General features: G+C 72.9%; 17 protein-coding genes. 6 read left to right on the plus strand and 11 right to left on the minus strand.

The window, feature by feature from the left end:
- Window positions 1-28: 28 nt before the first annotated feature.
- Complete coding sequence (locus WN71_RS24965) at window positions 29-1,321, minus strand: MFS transporter (RefSeq protein ID WP_046584887.1); 1,293 nt, start codon at window positions 1,319-1,321, stop codon at window positions 29-31.
- A 63-nt stretch (window positions 1,322-1,384) separates the two neighbouring features.
- On the opposite strand from WN71_RS24965, the gene WN71_RS24970 reads away from it, so the two are divergent.
- The gene (locus WN71_RS24970) at window positions 1,385-2,344 is read left to right on the plus strand and encodes a LysR family transcriptional regulator (RefSeq protein WP_046584888.1); all 960 of its coding nucleotides are present in this window, start codon (window positions 1,385-1,387) and stop codon (window positions 2,342-2,344) included.
- 82 nt (window positions 2,345-2,426) lie between these two features.
- On the opposite strand, the gene WN71_RS24975 is transcribed toward WN71_RS24970, so the two are convergent.
- Window positions 2,427-3,188 carry a dienelactone hydrolase family protein gene (locus tag WN71_RS24975; RefSeq protein ID WP_046584889.1) on the minus strand — a complete coding sequence of 254 codons (762 nt, stop codon included), beginning with the start codon at window positions 3,186-3,188 and terminating at the stop codon, window positions 2,427-2,429.
- 113 nt (window positions 3,189-3,301) lie between these two features.
- Here WN71_RS24975 and WN71_RS24980 point away from each other — a divergent pair, with 113 nt between their 5' ends.
- Together WN71_RS24980 and WN71_RS24985 are read left to right on the plus strand one after the other, a co-directional pair.
- The gene (locus WN71_RS24980; protein ID WP_046584890.1) at window positions 3,302-4,456 is read left to right on the plus strand and encodes an adenosine deaminase; all 1,155 of its coding nucleotides are present in this window, start codon (window positions 3,302-3,304) and stop codon (window positions 4,454-4,456) included.
- A gap of 124 nt (window positions 4,457-4,580) precedes the next feature.
- Window positions 4,581-4,931: a hypothetical protein gene (locus tag WN71_RS24985; protein WP_046584891.1), complete on the plus strand. Its 351-nt coding sequence runs from the start codon at window positions 4,581-4,583 to the stop codon at window positions 4,929-4,931.
- Window positions 4,932-5,036: 105 nt separating this feature from the next.
- On the opposite strand, the gene WN71_RS24990 is transcribed toward WN71_RS24985, so the two are convergent.
- From WN71_RS24990 to afsQ1, 5 genes are all read right to left on the minus strand, one after another.
- Window positions 5,037-5,237, minus strand: a complete 201-nt coding sequence (locus tag WN71_RS24990; RefSeq protein ID WP_046584952.1) for a PspC domain-containing protein — start codon at window positions 5,235-5,237, stop codon at window positions 5,037-5,039.
- A 93-nt stretch (window positions 5,238-5,330) separates the two neighbouring features.
- Window positions 5,331-5,885, minus strand: coding sequence for a VanZ family protein (locus tag WN71_RS24995; protein ID WP_046584892.1), 555 nt, complete (start codon window positions 5,883-5,885; stop codon window positions 5,331-5,333).
- Window positions 5,886-6,131: 246 nt separating this feature from the next.
- Window positions 6,132-6,770, minus strand: a complete 639-nt coding sequence (locus WN71_RS25000) for a hypothetical protein (protein ID WP_046584893.1) — start codon at window positions 6,768-6,770, stop codon at window positions 6,132-6,134.
- On the minus strand, window positions 6,767-8,428 hold the full coding sequence (locus WN71_RS25005) for a sensor histidine kinase (RefSeq protein WP_046584894.1): 1,662 nt from the start codon (window positions 8,426-8,428) through the stop codon (window positions 6,767-6,769). The genes WN71_RS25000 and WN71_RS25005 overlap by 4 nt, the downstream gene beginning before the upstream one ends.
- Complete coding sequence (gene afsQ1, locus WN71_RS25010) at window positions 8,425-9,102, minus strand: two-component system response regulator AfsQ1 (protein WP_046584895.1); 678 nt, start codon at window positions 9,100-9,102, stop codon at window positions 8,425-8,427. Before afsQ1 ends, WN71_RS25005 begins: the two co-directional genes overlap by 4 nt.
- Window positions 9,103-9,407: 305 nt before the next feature.
- Between afsQ1 and WN71_RS25015 the strand changes: the two genes are divergently transcribed.
- Window positions 9,408-10,169 (plus strand): SigE family RNA polymerase sigma factor, encoded by a 762-nt coding sequence (locus WN71_RS25015; protein WP_046584896.1) that lies wholly within the window; start codon window positions 9,408-9,410, stop codon window positions 10,167-10,169.
- A gap of 214 nt (window positions 10,170-10,383) precedes the next feature.
- Here the strand turns inward: WN71_RS25015 and WN71_RS25020 are convergent, their stop codons facing one another.
- Window positions 10,384-11,028 (minus strand): uridine kinase family protein, encoded by a 645-nt coding sequence (locus WN71_RS25020; protein WP_079178086.1) that lies wholly within the window; start codon window positions 11,026-11,028, stop codon window positions 10,384-10,386.
- Between the two features lie 171 nt (window positions 11,029-11,199).
- On the opposite strand from WN71_RS25020, the gene WN71_RS25025 reads away from it, so the two are divergent.
- A complete protein-coding gene (locus WN71_RS25025) occupies window positions 11,200-11,601 on the plus strand; it encodes a hypothetical protein (RefSeq protein ID WP_046584898.1) in 402 nt (133 codons plus the stop codon).
- A 210-nt stretch (window positions 11,602-11,811) separates the two neighbouring features.
- On the opposite strand, the gene WN71_RS25030 is transcribed toward WN71_RS25025, so the two are convergent.
- From WN71_RS25030 to deoC, 3 genes are read right to left on the minus strand one after another with little or no spacing between them, the layout of a single operon-like run.
- On the minus strand, window positions 11,812-12,723 hold the full coding sequence (locus tag WN71_RS25030; protein WP_046584899.1) for an aldehyde dehydrogenase family protein: 912 nt from the start codon (window positions 12,721-12,723) through the stop codon (window positions 11,812-11,814).
- Complete coding sequence (locus WN71_RS25035) at window positions 12,716-14,164, minus strand: aldehyde dehydrogenase family protein (protein ID WP_046584900.1); 1,449 nt, start codon at window positions 14,162-14,164, stop codon at window positions 12,716-12,718. The genes WN71_RS25030 and WN71_RS25035 overlap by 8 nt, the downstream gene beginning before the upstream one ends.
- A gap of 5 nt (window positions 14,165-14,169) precedes the next feature.
- Window positions 14,170-15,126: a deoxyribose-phosphate aldolase gene (deoC, locus tag WN71_RS25040; RefSeq protein ID WP_046584901.1), complete on the minus strand. Its 957-nt coding sequence runs from the start codon at window positions 15,124-15,126 to the stop codon at window positions 14,170-14,172.
- Between the two features lie 339 nt (window positions 15,127-15,465).
- Between deoC and WN71_RS25045 the strand changes: the two genes are divergently transcribed.
- A complete protein-coding gene (locus tag WN71_RS25045; protein ID WP_046584902.1) occupies window positions 15,466-16,170 on the plus strand; it encodes a PH domain-containing protein in 705 nt (234 codons plus the stop codon).
- Window positions 16,171-16,588: the final 418 nt, after the last annotated feature.

A 16,588-nucleotide genomic window follows, 5' to 3' on the forward strand; every position in this document is an offset into this window, starting at 1 on the left:
GGGCGGCGGGGGTGGCGCAGGCGCGGTGTCAGTGGGCCGGGACCGTCCGCGGGGCCGCGGCAAGGCGCGCCGCCCGGGTGCCGAGGAGGGTGATCGTCATGACGCCGACCACCGCGAGCAGGCCCACGCCCACCGTCCCGGACCAGCCGCGCGCGTGGAAGGCCAGCGCCCCCACCGTGCTGCCGACGCTGGAGCCGATGTAGTACGCCGACTGGTAGAGCGCCGCGGCCTGCGCCCGGCCGTGGGTGGCAGTGCGGCCGACCGCGGAGGACGCCACCGCGTGGCCGGCGAAGAAGCCCGCCGTGATCAGGACCAGGCCCAGCAGGACCAGCGGCAGGGTGCCGGCCAGGGACAGAAGCAGGCCCGCCGCCGTGGTGGTGCCCGCCAGGTACAGCGCGCCCCGGCGGCCGAGCCGGCCCACCAGGCGGCCCGACGTCGACGCCGAGACCGTACCGACCAGGTACACCAGGAAGATCGAGCCCACGATGCCCTGCGGCAGCCCGAACGGCGCCTCCGTCAGCCGGTAGCCGATCACCGTGTACACGCCGCCGAACACCGTCATGAACAGCGCGCCGATCGCGTACAGGCGGCGCAGCAGCGGGTTCGAGAGGTGGTCGCGGACCGTGCCGGCCAGCACCCGCGGCCGCAGCGAGCCCGCCGTGAAGTGCCGCGGGGCCGGCAGCAGCAGCCGGAACGCCACCGCGCACCCCACCGCGACCAGACCGATCACCGCGACGGCGACCCGCCAGCCCCACGCCTGGGCCACCCAGCCGGTGACGACCCGCCCGCTCATCCCGCCGACGCTGTTGCCCGCCACGAACAGCCCGATCGCGGTCACCAGCGCCTTGGGCCGGACCTCCTCCGCGAGATACGCGGTCGCCGACGCCGGCAGCCCGGCCAGCGCGGCACCCTGCAGCGCGCGCAGCACCACCAGCGCGCCGATCGACGGGGCGAAGGGCACCAGCAGTCCGACCGACACGGCGACCGCCAGGCTGGCCGTCATCACCGTGCGGCGCCCGAACCGCTCCGACAGCGCGCTCATCGGCAGCACGAACAGCGCGAGGCCGCCCGTCGCGGCCGCCACGGTCCAGCTCGCCTCGCTCGCCGAGACCCCGAAGCCGCCGGAGATCAGCGGCAGCAGGGCCTGGGTGGAGTACAGCAGCGCGAAGGTCGCGACACCGGCGAGGAAGAGCGCGAAGCTCATCCGGCGGTAGCCGGGGCTGCCGGGGGCCATACGGGAGTCGGGGGCGGTCGAGTCGGGGGCGGGGACGGACGCTGTGGCGCCCACGGCGGCGGGCGCCCCGGTACTGGCGGGAGACATGCCACGAAACTAAGGACGGCGGCCCTCATCCGTCCAATGCATGGAATCGCCATAATCGTTCCCATGGTGCATGAGCAGAGGTCACAGCCGCGGCTGTCACCGTCCAGTGACACAGAAGACATGGCGGACCTGGTCCGGCTGCTGGCCCCGCGGATCGCCTACTTCGCGGCGGTGGCCCGGACCGAGCACGTCACCCGGGCCGCGCAGGAGACCCGGGTGCCGCAGTCCACGCTGTCCCGGGCGATGGTCCGGCTCGAACAGGACCTCGGCGTGGAACTGTTCGCCCGGCGTGGCCGCACCGTCTCCCTCACCCCGGCCGGCCGTACCTTCCTCGCCTCCGCCGAACGGGCCCTCGCCGAGATCGAGCGGGCCGCCGAGGAGGTGCGCGCCGACGCCGACCCCGCCACCGGAAAGGTCGCCTTCGGCTTTCTGCACACCATGGGTGCCGAGACCGTCCCCGGGCTGCTCCAGGCGTTCCGCGCCGACCACCCGGGCGTCCGTTTCAGCCTCGTGCAGAACTACGGCGAGGCGATGCTGGAGGGCCTGCGCGCGGGCGACCTCGACCTCTGCCTGACCTCGCCGGTGCCCGACGAGCCGGATCTGGTGGCCCGCCGCCTCGACGAGCAGAAGCTGCGCCTGGTCGTGCCCGCCGACCATCCGCTCGCCGCCCGCCGGCGCATCCGGCTCGCCGAGGCCGCCGAGGAGACCTTCGTGACGCTGGAGCCGGGCTACGGCCTGCGCCGCATCACCGACGCCCTGTGCCGGGAGGCCGGCTTCACCCCGCGGGTGGCGTTCGAGGGCGAGGAGGCGGAGACCCTGCGCGGCCTGGTGGCGGCGGGCCTCGGCGTGGCGCTGCTGCCGCCGCCCGTCCTCCCGCGGCCCGGCGTCGCCGAGCTGACGGTCACGGCACCGCGGGCGGTGCGCGAGATCGGCGTGGCGTGGCTGGACGGTCACCCGGACACCCCGCCGGTCGCCGCCTTCAAGAAGTTCCTGCTGTCCCGACGGGGGAACCTGCTGCCCTGAGCCGTCCGCCGTCCGCCGTCCGCCGCCTGCCGCCCGCCGTCCGCCGTGCCGCCGGGCTCCGTGTCCGCAGGCGGCCCCCCGCCTACCGCCGCAACGATTTCCCGAACCCCGCCGCCAGCGGCATCCGCAGCCCGAGCGGGGGCGGGGCCGCGAGGGCGTCGTGCACCGGGCGGGAGAGGGAACGGCCGAAGAGCGCCCCCATCACGAAGTCCTCCGCGAGAGCCAGCACTTCCCCGCGGTACTGGTGCAACCCGTGCCCGTCCGCGTGCACTTCGAACCGGCACACGTCCCGGTTGGCCTTCTTCGCCCGTGCGGCGAGCCGGAAGGACAGTTCGGGGTCGGTGCGTTCGTCGTTGGTGCCGTGCACCACCAGCACCCGCCGCCCCACCAGTTGTTTCACCGGTTCGGGCGGTGCCGCGACGTCCTCCTCGGGCAGCCAAGGGGCGATCGCGACCACGGAGTTGACGGCCTCGTGGCCGGCCGCGCGCAGTGCCGCCCGGCCGCCCATGTCCACGCCGACCAGGCAGACGGGCACGTCGCCGTAGCGTCGTACCGCCTCCTCCACCGCCCAGCCGGCGTCGTGCGCGAGATGGGCCTCGCTGCCGTTCCAGCCGCGGTAGCGGTAGTGGACGACATGCGCGGCGAGCTCCTCGTCGCGGCCCGCGCGTGCGAACCGGCGCCCCAACGACCGTACGAGAGACGTCGCGAGGACGGGGGACGGCCTGCGTACGGAGACCTCGTCGCCGGGCGGGAGCAGCAGCACCACGCCGCTGACCGCCGTCGGTTCCGCTCCGAGGGCCCTCCCCAGCCGGGCCGTGCGCGCCGGCGTCGCTTGCTGTGCCATGACAGAACAGTGTCAGAAGCAGCGGTGTACGCCACCCTGCCGTGCGGTCACCGTTACGTATCGGCCGTGGTGTACACCGAGCGATCTACGCGCGTAGGAGTTAGAGTGCGGAAATGACGAGCCAGACCACCACCACCCCGACGCCGGACCAGATCCGCCGGGCGCCGAAGGTTCTGCTGCACGACCACCTCGACGGCGGCCTCCGCCCGGGGACCATCGTCGAACTCGCCCTGGAACAGGGCTACTCCCAGCTCCCCGAGACCGATCCCGACCGGCTCGGGGTCTGGTTCCGCGAGGCCGCCGACTCCGGTTCGCTGGAACGCTATCTGGAGACCTTCTCGCACACCGTCGCCGTGATGCAGACCCACGACGCCCTGGTGCGGGTCGCCCGCGAGTGCGCCGAGGACCTCGCCGAGGACGGCGTCGTCTACGCCGAGGTGCGCTACGCCCCCGAGCAGCACCTGGAGGGCGGGCTGAGTCTGGAGGAGGTCGTCGAGGCCGTCAACGAGGGCTTCCGGCAGGGTGAGGCGCTGGCCCGCGAGGACGGCCGGCGCATCCGGGTCGGAGCCCTGCTCACCGCGATGCGGCACGCCGCCCGCGCCCTGGAGATCGCCGAACTCGCCAACCGCTACCGGGATCTCGGCGTCGTCGGCTTCGACATCGCGGGCGCGGAGGCGGGCCACCCGCCCACCCGGCACCTCGACGCCTTCGAGTACCTCAAGCGGGAGAACAACCACTTCACCATCCATGCCGGCGAGGCGTTCGGACTGCCGTCCATCTGGCAGGCGTTGCAGTGGTGCGGCGCCGACCGGCTCGGGCACGGGGTGCGCATCATCGACGACATCCAGGTCCACGAGGACGGCTCGGTCAAGCTCGGACGGCTCGCCTCCTACGTCCGCGACAAGCGCATCCCGCTGGAGCTCTGCCCGAGCTCCAACCTCCAGACCGGCGCCGCCTCCTCCTTCGCCGAGCATCCCATCGGGCTGCTGCGCCGGCTGCACTTCCGCGCCACGGTCAACACCGACAACCGTCTGATGTCCCAGACCAGCATGAGCCGCGAATTCGAGCGCCTGGTCGACGCGTTCGGTTACACGCTCGACGACATGCAGTGGTTCTCCGTCAATGCGATGAAATCAGCGTTCATTCCTTTCGATGAACGACTGGCCATGATCAATGACGTGGTGAAGCCCGGCTATGCCGAGCTGAAATCCGAATGGCTGTTCAAGCAGACCGCCTCCACCAGCGGTTCTGCCGCTGAGCTGGGCTGACGTCGGCGTCCGGATGCGGCGGAGCGTTCACGACTCCGCCGCATTTCGATGTTTGCGGACGGTCCCGCGGGTGTTTACGGTCGTGGACCGCCCAGTCCCCGTCACCCACCCAAGGACGCGTTCTATGAAGCAGTCTGCTGCCAAGACCCTCGGTGTCGCCGCGCTCGGTGCCGCCTTCGCCGCCGCCGGTGCCGGCGCCGCGAACGCCGCCGCGCTCCCGGACACCAGCCAGGCACTGGACACCGTCACCCGGACGCTGCCCGCGGAGAACGTCGCCCAGGCGCTGCCCGGCGCGGGCGAGGCCGTCGCCCAGGGGCAGAGCGCGGTGGGGGCCGGCCTGACCGCCGCCCAGCCGGCCGTCCAGAAGGTGCTCGCCGACGGCCCGACCGCGCCCGTCGCCGGTCTGCTCGGCGGACTGCCCCTGAAGGGCCTGCCCACGCACGGCCTGCCGGTCAACGGCGTCCCGCTGGGCTGAGCCGCATCCGACCCCCATGCGCCGTCGGGGCGCACCCCTGGAAGCAGGGGTGCGCCCCGACGGCGTACGAGAGCGAGGGGAGCGGCCGGCGGCGTCCCCGGTGGTTCACCAGGCGGTACGGCTGCCGCCTTCGGCCGGGAACAGGATCCACAGGGCGATGTAGAGCAGGAACTGCGGCCCCGGCAGCAGGCAGGACAGCACGAAGAGCACCCGCATCGTGGTGGCGGAGGTGCCGAAGCGCTGGGCCAGCGCGGCACACACTCCGCCGATCATGCGGCCTTCGCGGGGGCGGACAAGCGCGGCCATGGTCGGCTCCTTCATGAACGTCGGTGCGAGGCGGCCCGGTCGGCCCCTCATCCGCGTTCCACGCTACGCAGCGCGACCGGACGAATCGTCGCTCTACGGGGCGATCCCGACCCTGGGAATCGTCGGGGTGCGACCCTGAGCCGCCTCCTCCGCGGGAAGGGCGTCCGGCAGCGGCTCGCGTACGCCCCTGCGGCGCAGCCGGGACCGGGTCGCGGGCACCACGGCCAGATGGGCCAGCGCCACCCCGACGGTGTTCAGCAGCAGCGTGTCCACGTCCGCGACCCGGCCCGGCACACCGGTCTGGAGCAGGGTGACGCCCAGCGAGATCAGCGCGCCCGCGGTCGCCGTACGGATCAGCGAACCGAACGGCGAGGCGTCGAGCCTGCCGTGCGCCATCGGTATCAGCACCCCGAGCGGGGCCAGCAGTCCGAGTCCGGAGCCGATCCGGCACGCGGCCCGGGGCCAGCCCAGCGCCAGATCCGCCCGCACGGTGGCGAACGGCCGCAGATTGGCCGGCGTCACCCAGGGGACGTCCAGGGGCCGCAGCATGACCCAGGCGACGAACGCGAGATGGGCGACGAGGAGGACACCTCCGGTCACACGGATGCGGATCGCGGCGCTGCCGCCGATGGAGCCTTGACGCTGCACGCCCCCCAAGACGCTCCGACCGGCACGATCGGTTCCGGGACCCGCGCGGGTACCGGAGTGAGGCCCTCGCCACACGCCCGCGCCCCCGTCCCGCCGCCGTCCGGCCCCCGGTCCAGCCATGGGCCCGCCCCGTCCGGAGCCCGTCCCGCCGCCGTCCGGCCACCGGCCCTCCCGCGCCCGGCGCCCGTCCTGTCCCCGTCCCGCCGTGGACCCGCGGTCAGCCCGGGTCCCGCAGTGGACCCGCGGTCAGCCCGCCGTGACCGCGGTCGACGGCGGCTGCTTGCTGCCCGGCCGGGACCGCACCTCGTCCGTGCACGCGTAACGCCGCAGCCCGTCCGCGCCGGGCCCGCCCAGGATCACCGAGCCGTCGCCCTCGGCCGCCGCGGAGTCGGAGAAGGTGCACACGATCTGCGAGAGGGCGTACGACGTGAGGTCCTGCGGCGCCGTGCTCAGCCGCAGCGTGTCCTCCGGGTCCCGGCCGCGCGGCCCGCTCACCGCCATCCCGCCGCGCACGTCGGTGGAGTACCCGGCCGCCTGCTCGCTCGACGACGGCGACTCGGCGAGCTGGTCGAGCAGCCCCTGCGCGACCAGCACCCGGCGCTGCGCGTCCGCCGTGGCGTCCGGCACCCGCACCGTCCGGTCCACGGTCACCAGCGACGACCCGCACAGCAGGAAGACCTGCACCGGCACCCCGTTCGCGGTCTGCGCCGCCGGGTCCGGCTCGGTCAGCGAGCAGGGCACCCGGGACGGCGCCGCGCCGAAGTCGGTGGGCACCTGGGTGGCGCGGATGCCGCAGCCGGTCAGCCCGGTCAGCAGCAGCCCGAGCGCGGGCAGCGCCAGAAGCCGCCGCCGGGACCCCGCCGCACGCGGTCGCCGTAGCCTCATCGCACGTCCTTCTTCGACGACTTGGGCGCCGGCCTGGCCGCCGTCGGCCCCGGCACCGCCGGTGACGTGTCCGCCGCCGACGACGTGGGCGCCGCCGAGGAGGGCGCGCCGCCGTCCGGCTCCTCGGCCTCGTCCTGCGCGGGTTCGGCGAGGCCCCGCGGCAGCCGCAGGGTGAACACGGCACCGCCCTCGGCCGCGTTGGCCGCGGTGATCTCGCCGCCGTGGATGTGCGCGTTCTCCATGGCGATCGACAGCCCGAGCCCGCTGCCCTCCGAACGCGGCCGGGACGCGCTCGCCTTGTAGAACCGGTCGAAGACATGCGGCAGTACGTCCTCGGGGATGCCCGGACCGTGGTCCTGCACCTCGATGACCAGCCAGTCGTCCGCCTCCCGCACCGAGACCCGGACCGGGGAGCCGCCGTGCTTGAGCGCGTTGCCGATCAGGTTGGCGAGGATCACGTCCAGGCGCCGCGGGTCGAGCCGCGCGTGCAGACCGCGTTCCGCGTCCAGTTCGACCGCGTCGAGCCAGGCGCGGGCGTCGATGCAGGCGGTGATCTGGTCGGCGATGTCGACGTCGTCGAGGACCAGCCGGGCGGTGCCCGCGTCGAACCGGGTGACCTCCATCAGGTTCTCGACGAGGTCGTTCAGCCGCCGGGTCTCGCTGACCACGAGCCGTACCGCGGGCTCGATCATCGGATCGATGCTGCCCGTCTCCGACTCCAGCTCCTCCTCGAGGATCTCGGTCACCGCGGTGATCGCGGTCAGCGGGGTGCGCAGCTCGTGGCTCATGTCGGCGACGAACCGCCGGGAGGCCTCGTCGCGCGCGGCCATCTCGTCGACGCGATGCTCCAGCGCCTCCGCCGCGTGGTTGAACGTCCGTGACAGATCGGCGAGTTCGTCGGTGCCGGAGACCCGCAGCCGGGTGTCGAGCCGGCCCTCGCCGAGCCTGCGCGCGGCAACGCCCAGGCGGTGCACGGGCTTCAGCACGGTGGTCGCGGCCGCCTGCGCGAGCAGCGCCGAGCCGATCAGCGCGAGCCCGGTCGCGATCCCCAGCGACCAGGCCAGCGAGTTCAGGTCCTTGGCCTCCGGCTCCAGGGACTTGAGCATGTAACCGGTCGGCCCGCCCCCGATCACCCGGGTGCCGGACACCAGATAGGGCGTACCGTGGTCCACGATCCGCTGCCAGTACAGGTGGTACGGCGACGAGTCGGCGTCGTCCGTCGGCTGCCTGCGGTCGACCGCCGTACGCAGCGCCTTCGGCACGTCCTCCAGGGCGAAGCCGTTGAGCCCGCCCGAGGAGCCGTAGACGGTGGTGCCGTTCCCGTCCTGCGCGACCAGCAGCACGCTGAAGCGCTGGCTGCTGTTGGCCATCTGCCCCGCGGTGCGCTGGAGTTCGGCCTGCGTGGGACGGACCGGCAGCGCGCCGGCCCGGTTCTGCATCTCCTGCTGGAAGTCCCGCAGCACCGCGTCCTGGGTGCGGGTGAGCACCGCCTCGCGGTTGAGCCAGTACGCGATCCCCGACGCGGACACCGCGGCGGTCAGCGCGACCAGCCCGAACACCACGACCAGCCGCAGCCGCAGACTGGTGAACCTGAGCCGCGACAGGGCTCCCTTGCGCTCCGCGGCCCAGCCGCGCAGCCCCCCTTGCCCGTCGGTCACTGAGGCGCGTCCAGGCGGTAACCGACGCCGCGCACGGTGCGGATCAGCGTCGGCGAGGAGGGCACGTCCTCCACCTTGGCGCGCAGCCGCTGCACGCAGGCGTCGACGAGCCGGGAGTCGCCGAGGTAGTCGTGCTCCCACACCAGCCGCAGCAACTGCTGCCGGGACAGCGCCTGTCCGGGCCGGCGGCTCAGTTCCAGCAGCAGCCGCAGCTCGGTCGGGGTCAGCTGGAGGTCCTCGCCGTTCTTGGTGACCGTCATCGCGGAACGGTCGATGACGACGTTGCCGAAGGTCGCCGAGTCGCTGGACTCCCGCTCGCCGCGGCGCAGCACCGCACGGATGCGGGCGTCGAGCACGCGGCCCTGGACGGGCTTGACGACATAGTCGTCCGCGCCGGACTCCAGGCCCACCACGACGTCGATGTCGTCGTTGCGCGCGGTCAGCAGAATGATCGGCAGCTGGTCGGTGCGCCGGATACGGCGGCACACCTCGAACCCGTCGATGCCGGGCAGCATCACGTCCAGCACGATCAGGTCCGGCCGCTGCTCGCGCAGCAGCTTCAGACCGTCCTCACCGGTGGCAGCGGTGGCCACACGGTGTCCCTGGCGCGTCAGTGAGAGCTCCAGGGCCGTACGGATGGCGTCGTCGTCCTCGATCAGCAACAGGGAAGGCACGGGTGTCATTCTGGCCCATGGAGGGGGTGCGGTTCGACCTGTGGGCGCCCCCGGAGCCGGGCGCGCTACCCAACACGCCCCCGACGTGCGGTTATTCCGCACCGATGCGGCGGCGGACGGGACGCCGCGGGCGTAGCGGCGCCCCTTGTGGGCGGCCTGTGCCGACACTGTCGCCGACCCCTGTGACAGGTCTGTGACAGTCGGCGGACACCGCCATGAAGGTCGGACGGCAAGCTTTTTCGCACCGGCAGGGAACCACGGCCGGGAGCGGGGAAACGACCGGAAGTCCACGACGGGGGCGCGAGATGAACACGCTGCACGGCAACAGCACCGGCGCTGTGGTCACGCGCCTCCACGACGTGAACCGGGTCGCGGAGAAGTCCGGTGCCGTGGGAGGGCGGGGGTGCTCACGCGGTACCGGGCGTCAGCACACCGCTCATGCGCAGGTGTCTCTCGCACCGCGCATGACGGTGGTTGACGCGAACACGGGGGAAGCACACGGGGGAACCGCGTACGGGGAGGCCTCGGGGGAGCGCCGTTCGCTGACGGAGGCGGAGTTCACCGCCTACGTCCAGGAGCGTCGCGCCTCCCTGTACGCAACCGCCTACCACCTGACCGGCGACCGCTTCGAGGCCGAGGACCTGCTGCAGAGCGCGCTGTTCTCGACCTACCGGGCGTGGGAGCGGATCAGCGACAAGGCCGCCGTCGGGGGATACCTGCGGCGGACCATGACCAACCTGCACATCAGCGCGTGGCGCCGCCGCAAGCTGAACGAGTACCCGACCGAGGAACTGCCGGAGACGCCCGGTGACACGGACGCGATGCGCGGCACCGAACTGCGCGCCGTCCTGTGGCAGGCGCTCGCCCGGCTGCCCGAACTCCAGCGCACGATGCTGGTCCTGCGCTACTACGAGGGCCGCACCGACCCGGAGATCGCGGAGATACTCGACATCAGTGTCGGCACGGTGAAGTCCAGCATCTGGCGCTCGCTGCGCCGGCTGCGCGAGGACGAGGTCCTCAGCTTCGGCCGTGACGAGGAGAACGCCTTCGGGGAGCTTGTGGCCTGAGGGTTGTGGGGGGACACGGGGGACGGGGCGCTCGGGGGAGCGCCTCACGGGGGCGGTAACAAAGGGGGAGCACCACCACGGGGGAACGCGGGGGAGCACCACCTGGGGGGACGCACAAGGAAGCGGGACTGGAGGGCCGGGGGGTCCATCCAGTCCCGCTGCTGTCTGCTGTCTGCTGTGTGCGCCCGCGTCGCGTGTCGCGTGCGCAGGGGTGTCACGCCTGTGACGGCGCCGGGCTCAGGGACTGCGGGGAGCGGCCCGCGGCCGCCGCCAGCCTGGCCATCGCCTCGTCCCGGTCGCAGGCATGGGCGCCGAGCGCCGACTGCCGGGCCACGATCGAGCGCTCGGCCCGCATCAGGCGCCAGCCGCGCCGCAGCAGGAACGGCACCGACTTGCGGCCCTCGCGCAGATCGCGCAGGAAGCGGCGGCGGAAGGTGGTCACCGGCCCGCGGCTCAGGCACAGCGCGTCGGCCAGCACGCCGAGATCACGGCAGCGGGCGACGATCTCCGCGGCGAAGATGCCCTCCGCGACGAACAGCGGGGTCGGGCCGATGTCGACCAGTTCCTCGCCGGTGCGGGCGCTGAGCGAGAGGTCGTAGACCGGGATGTGCGTACGGCCCGTACGGCACAGGTCGGTGATGGCGGCGATCGCCGCGTCCGCGTCCCACGACTCGGGGTGGTCCCAGTCGATGTCGGAGCTTCCCAGAACCTGCGGCAGCGTCGGGTCGTCGCCCTCCTTGTAGAAGTCGTCGAGCCGCAGCACCGGAAGACCGGCGCGGGCCGCGAGGAGGGACTTGCCGGAGCCGGAGGGGCCGCAGAGCAGCACGACTCGTGTCGGTAGGGGTGGATGGGAGCTCACGGAACACCAGTGTGCGGCATGAACGGGAGGCGAACGACCCCTCGGGCGGCCTTTGCAGTGCGCGTCACATGCCCAGACGGGCCGCGCGGGTCGACTTTGGAACCCGCCCCGCCCCTCAACTACCCTTCGTGTCCATCCGCTTACCCAGCGCACCAGAAGGTGGCACCAGACATGGCACGACACGCGTCCTCCCCGCACCCCACCGCCCAGCGCGCCCTCGTCGCCCTCGCGACCGCGTCCGTGGCCCTGGGCGCGGGCGCCACGGCGGCCTCCGCGGCCACGGCGCCGATCGTCGAGGTGCCGAGCCGGCCCACCTCGCTCGGGCAGATCGACCCGCAGAACGGCCTTGCGGCGCTGACCGGTTCGGTGCGCTACATCACCGGGCCGGTGGCCGGCCTCAAGCCCAACCCGCTCGCGGGCACCGGCGTCGACCCGCTGGACAACGGTCTGGGCACCCAGATCGCCGACTTCCAGCCGATCGCCACGCGGACCCTGACCGCGCCGCTGGCGGAGGCGCCGTCGCTGGGCAGCGTGCCGGTGCTGGGGCAGGTGCTGGGGGCGACGGGAGCCTGAGCAGTCATCCTCGGGCCCCACGCGGGCGCCCGAGGCCGCCTTGGACCCCCTGGGGCCCTCCGAGGCCGCCTGGGACGGCATACGGCACCGGCCGGTCCCGGTGCCCCGCGGGGGGCACCGGGACCGGCCGGTGAAAAGGGTGACCGCGCGCCCGGCACGCTCGGACACGGGTGTGCCCGGCGTGCTCGGATGCCGGTGCGCGCGACGGCGTCAGTACGCCGAGCCGGACGCCCCGAGCGAGCCCGTCGGGTGCCAGACCGTCTTCGTCTCCAGGAACGCCGTCATGCGGCCGGTCCCCGGGTCCGCCGACCAGCCCGCGTTGTCCACAGGCTGTGGACGAAGCACGCGCTTGAGGTTGTCGGCCGCCGCGACCTCCAACTCCGTCGCCAGCGTCTCGTCGGCGCCGGTGAGGTCGATCGCGTTGACGTCCTGGTGCGCCGCGAGCGGCGCCGCGATCTCCGCCGTACGCCCGGACAGGACGTTGACCACGCCGCCGGGCAGGTCGGAGGTGGCCAGCACCTCGCCCAGCGACAGCGCGGGCAGCGGGGACTTCTCGCTCGCGATCACGATCGCCGTGTTGCCGGTGGCGATCACCGGGGCGATCACCGACACCAGGCCGAGGAACGACGACTCCTGCGGCGCGAGCACGGCGACCACGCCGGTCGGCTCGGGCGAGGACAGGTTGAAGAACGGGCCCGCCACCGGGTTGCCGCCGCCGACCACCTGGGCGATCTTGTCGGTCCAGCCCGCGTACCAGACCCAGCGGTCGATCGCCGCGTCGACCTGCGCGGCGGCCTTCGACTTCGACAGGCCCTCGGCCTCGGCCACCTCGCGGACGAACTGCTCCCGGCGGCCCTCCAGCATCTCCGCGACGCGGTAGAGGATCTGGCCCCGGTTGTACGCCGTCGCGCCGGACCACGCGCCGAACGCCTTGCGCGCCGCGACCACCGCGTCCCGGGCGTCCTTGCGGGACGCCAGCGGGGCGTTCGCCAGCCACTTGTCCTTCTGGTCGGACACCTCGTACACCCGGCCGCTCTCGGAACGCGGGAACTTCCCGCCGACGTACAGCTTGTAGGTCTTGAAGACGGAGAGCCGCGCCACCGTCTCGGTCTTGTCAGACATCGAGGTAAGCCTCCAGGCCGTGGCGGCCGCCCTCGCGGCCGAAGCCCGACTCCTTGTAGCCGCCGAACGGCGAGGTGGGGTCGAACTTGTTGAACGTGTTGGACCAGATCACGCCCGCACGGAGCTTGTTCGCGACCGCCAGGATGCGCGAACCCTTCTCCGTCCAGATGCCCGCCGACAGGCCGTACGGCGTGTTGTTGGCCTTCGCGACCGCCTCGTCGGGCGTGCGGAAGGTCAGCACCGACAGGACCGGGCCGAAGATCTCGTCCCGGGCGATCCGGTGCGCCTGGGTGACCTGGGTGAACAGCGTCGGCGCGAACCAGTAGCCGGAGGACGGCAGTTCGCAGGCCGGGGACCAGCGCTCGGCGCCCTCGGCCTGGCCCGCGTCCACCAGCGAGGTGATGCGCGCGAGCTGTTCGGCCGAGTTGATCGCGCCGATGTCGGTGTTCTTGTCCAGCGGGTCGCCGAGCCGGAGCGTGGACAGGCGGCGCTTCAGCGAGTCCAGCAGCTCCTCCTCGATCGACTCCTGGACCAGCAGGCGGCTGCCCGCGCAGCAGACCTGGCCCTGGTTGAAGAAGATGCCGTTGACGATGCCCTCGACGGCCTGGTCGATCGGGGCGTCGTCGAAGACGATGTTGGCGCCCTTGCCGCCCAGTTCGAGGGTGACCTTCTTGTGCGTGCCCGCGACGGTCCGCGCGATCTCCTTGCCCACGGCCGTGGAGCCGGTGAAGGCGACCTTGTTCACGTCCGGGTGCGCGACCAGCGCGGCGCCCGCGTCGCCGTACCCGGGAAGGATGTTGACGACGCCCTTGGGCAGGCCCGCCTGGCGGCAGATGTCCGCGAAGAACAGCGCGGACAGCGGGGTGGTCTCGGCCGGCTTCAGCACGACCGTGTTGCCCGTCGCGAGTGCCGGGGCGATCTTCCACGCCAGCATCAGCAGCGGGAAGTTCCACGGGATGACCTGGCCGGCGACGCCGAGCGGCCTCGGGTTCGCGCCGTAGCCCGCGTGGCCGAGCTTGTCCGCCCAGCCCGCGTAGTAGAAGAAGTGCGCGGCGACCAGCGGGAGGTCCGCGTCGCGGGTCTCCTTGATCGGCTTGCCGTTGTCCAGCGTCTCCAGGACGGCGAGCTCGCGGCTGCGCTCCTGGATGATCCGCGCGATGCGGAACAGGTACTTGGCGCGCTCGGAACCCGGCAGCGCGGACCACGACGCGAACGCCTTGCGGGCGGCCTTCACCGCGCGCTCGACGTCCTCGGCACCGGCCTGCGCGACCTCGGAGAGGACCTCCTCGGTCGACGGGCTGACCGTCTTGAAGACCTTGCCGTCCGCGGCCTCGGTGAACTCGCCGTCGATGAACAGGCCGTAGGACGGCGCGATGTCGACGACCGAGCGGGACTCGGGGGCGGGCGCGTACTCGAATGCGGATGCGGATGCGGATGCCATGGTGATCAGTCCACCGTCACGTAGTCGGGACCGGAGTAGCGGCCGGTGGCCAGCTTCTGACGCTGCATCAGCAGGTCGTTCAGCAGCGAGGAGGCGCCGAACCGGAACCAGTGGTTGTCCAGCCAGTCCTCGCCGACGGTCTCGTTGACCAGGACGAGGAACTTGATGGCGTCCTTGGAGGTGCGGATGCCGCCGGCGGGCTTCACGCCCACCTGGACGCCGGTCTGGGCGCGGAAGTCGCGCACGGCCTCCAGCATCAGCAGGGTGTTCGCGGGGGTCGCGTTCACCGCGACCTTGCCCGTCGACGTCTTGATGAAGTCGGCGCCCGCCAGCATCCCGAGCCAGCTCGCCCGGCGGATGTTGTCGTACGTCGACAGCTCGCCGGTCTCGAAGATGACCTTCAGGCGGGCCGAGCCGCCGCAGGCCTCCTTCACGGCGGTGATCTCGTCGTGGACCTTCAGGTAGTGGCCCGCGAGGAAGGCGCCGCGGTCGATCACCATGTCGATCTCGTCGGCGCCCGCGGAGACGGCGTCGCGCACGTCGGCGAGCTTCACGTCGAGCGCGGCACGGCCGGCCGGGAAGGCGGTGGCGACCGAGGCGACCTTCACCGTGGAACCGGCGACGGCCTCCTTGGCGGCGGGCACCATGTCGGGGTAGACGCAGACGGCCGCGGTCGCGGGGGTCGTGCGGTCGGTCGGGTCGGGGTGGACCGCCTTGGCGCCGAGCGCCCGGACCTTGCCCGGGGTGTCCGCGCCTTCCAGCGTCGTCAGGTCGACCATCGAGATGGCGAGATCGATGGCGTACGCCTTCGCGGTGGTCTTGATGGAACGGGTGCCGAGAGACGCTGCGCGCGCCTCCAGGCCGACCGCGTCGACGCCGGGCAGCCCGTGAAGGAACCGGCGCAGCGAGCTGTCGGACGAGGTGACGTCCGTCAGGGCGTGAGCTGTGGGTGCAGTGGGCATGGTCACCAGACGAGCATATCTACGCGCGTAGCGGCTGTACAGCCCGGGGAGATTTGCGGGAGGTGGGGGAACGGGGGCCGCGGGGTCTTTCGCGCAGTTCCCCGCGCCCCTTTGAGGGCTCCTCACAGCCGTGCCCCGAAAGGGGCGCGGGGAACTGCGGGAAGGGGCCCCACCGGCCCGCAGGTGTCATCGCTCAGGGGCGTGGGTGCTGCGGGGCCGGCCCGGAGGGCGCTGCGTGAGGGATCGTTTCCCCGTCCCGCGCGGGCGGCTTCCGGGCTGTTGCCGATGTCTCCGGGGCGACTCGGGGCACCGGCGCCCGTATGGGGCAGAATCGAGGCCATGACGACCCCGGAAGACCAGTCACCAGAGCCGCAGCCGGCATCCGAGCCCAAGGACCGGATCTACCGTTCGCCCTGGGGCATGGTCGGCGGTGTACTGCTGCTGGCGCTCATCCTGTGGCTCGGCGTGGACGCGCTGGTCCGGGGCCACGGCCACACGCCGTGGCTGGCGCTCGCCGGGATGATCCTGCTGGTGCCGCTGGTGTCCGCGTTCACCCTGCGGCCCGCCGTCTTCGCGGGCGCCGACCGGTTGCGCGTACGCAACCCCTTCCGGGTGGTCACGCTGCCCTGGGGCGAGGTCGCCTCCCTGCGCTCGGGGTACTCCAACGAGGCCGTCACGAAGTCCGGCGCGAAGTACCAGCTGTGGGCCATTCCGGTGTCGCTGCGGGCCCGGAAGAAGGCGGCCCGGCACCAGGCGCGTGCCGCGGCGGACGCGGCCGCGGGGCGCTCCCCGGGCGGCTGGCTCGGCGGAACCGGAACCGGAACGGGTATCGGCTTCGGCATGCGTGGTGCGCGCGGCGGCGTACTGGCGGACGGCCCGACCCGCTCGGAGACCGACCAGGTCATCGACGACCTGCGCGAGCTGCGGGAGACCAGGGAGAAGGCGGAATCGGCCCAGGGCGAGGTCGCTGCGCGCTGGGCGTACGAGGTGATCGGCCCGGTCGTCGCGGGGGCGGTACTGCTGGTGATCCTCCTGGCGGTGTAGCTCCGCTTCGGGGGCGGGTCCGGGGGCGGGTGCGGCTGCGTCGTGGCTGGTCGCGCAGTTCCCCGCGCCCCTTGGGGGTTGGGCCGTCGCCCCGCTGAGGGGCGCGGGAACTACGCACTCAGCCCACCACCGGGCCACCCGACCCGCGAGCGAGGCCGATCCGGCGCCCCTGAAGGCGGCGCGGGGAACTGCGCGCTCAGCCACGACCGGGCCGCGGGTGGGGACGATCCGGTGCCCCTGAAGGGGCGCGGGGAACTGCGCGACCGGCCCACCGCCGGGCCGCGGGTGAAGGGGCGTGGGGACTGCGCGCTCAGTCGTGACGGGGTCGCGGGCGGGTCCGGTCCGGTGTCCCTGGAGGGGGCGCGGGGAACTGCGCGCACCGCCGGGCCGAGGGCGGGTCCGGTCCGGTGCCCCTGAA

The sequence above is a fragment of the Streptomyces mangrovisoli genome (assembly GCF_000974985.2).
Taxonomy (GTDB): domain Bacteria; phylum Actinomycetota; class Actinomycetes; order Streptomycetales; family Streptomycetaceae; genus Streptomyces; species Streptomyces mangrovisoli.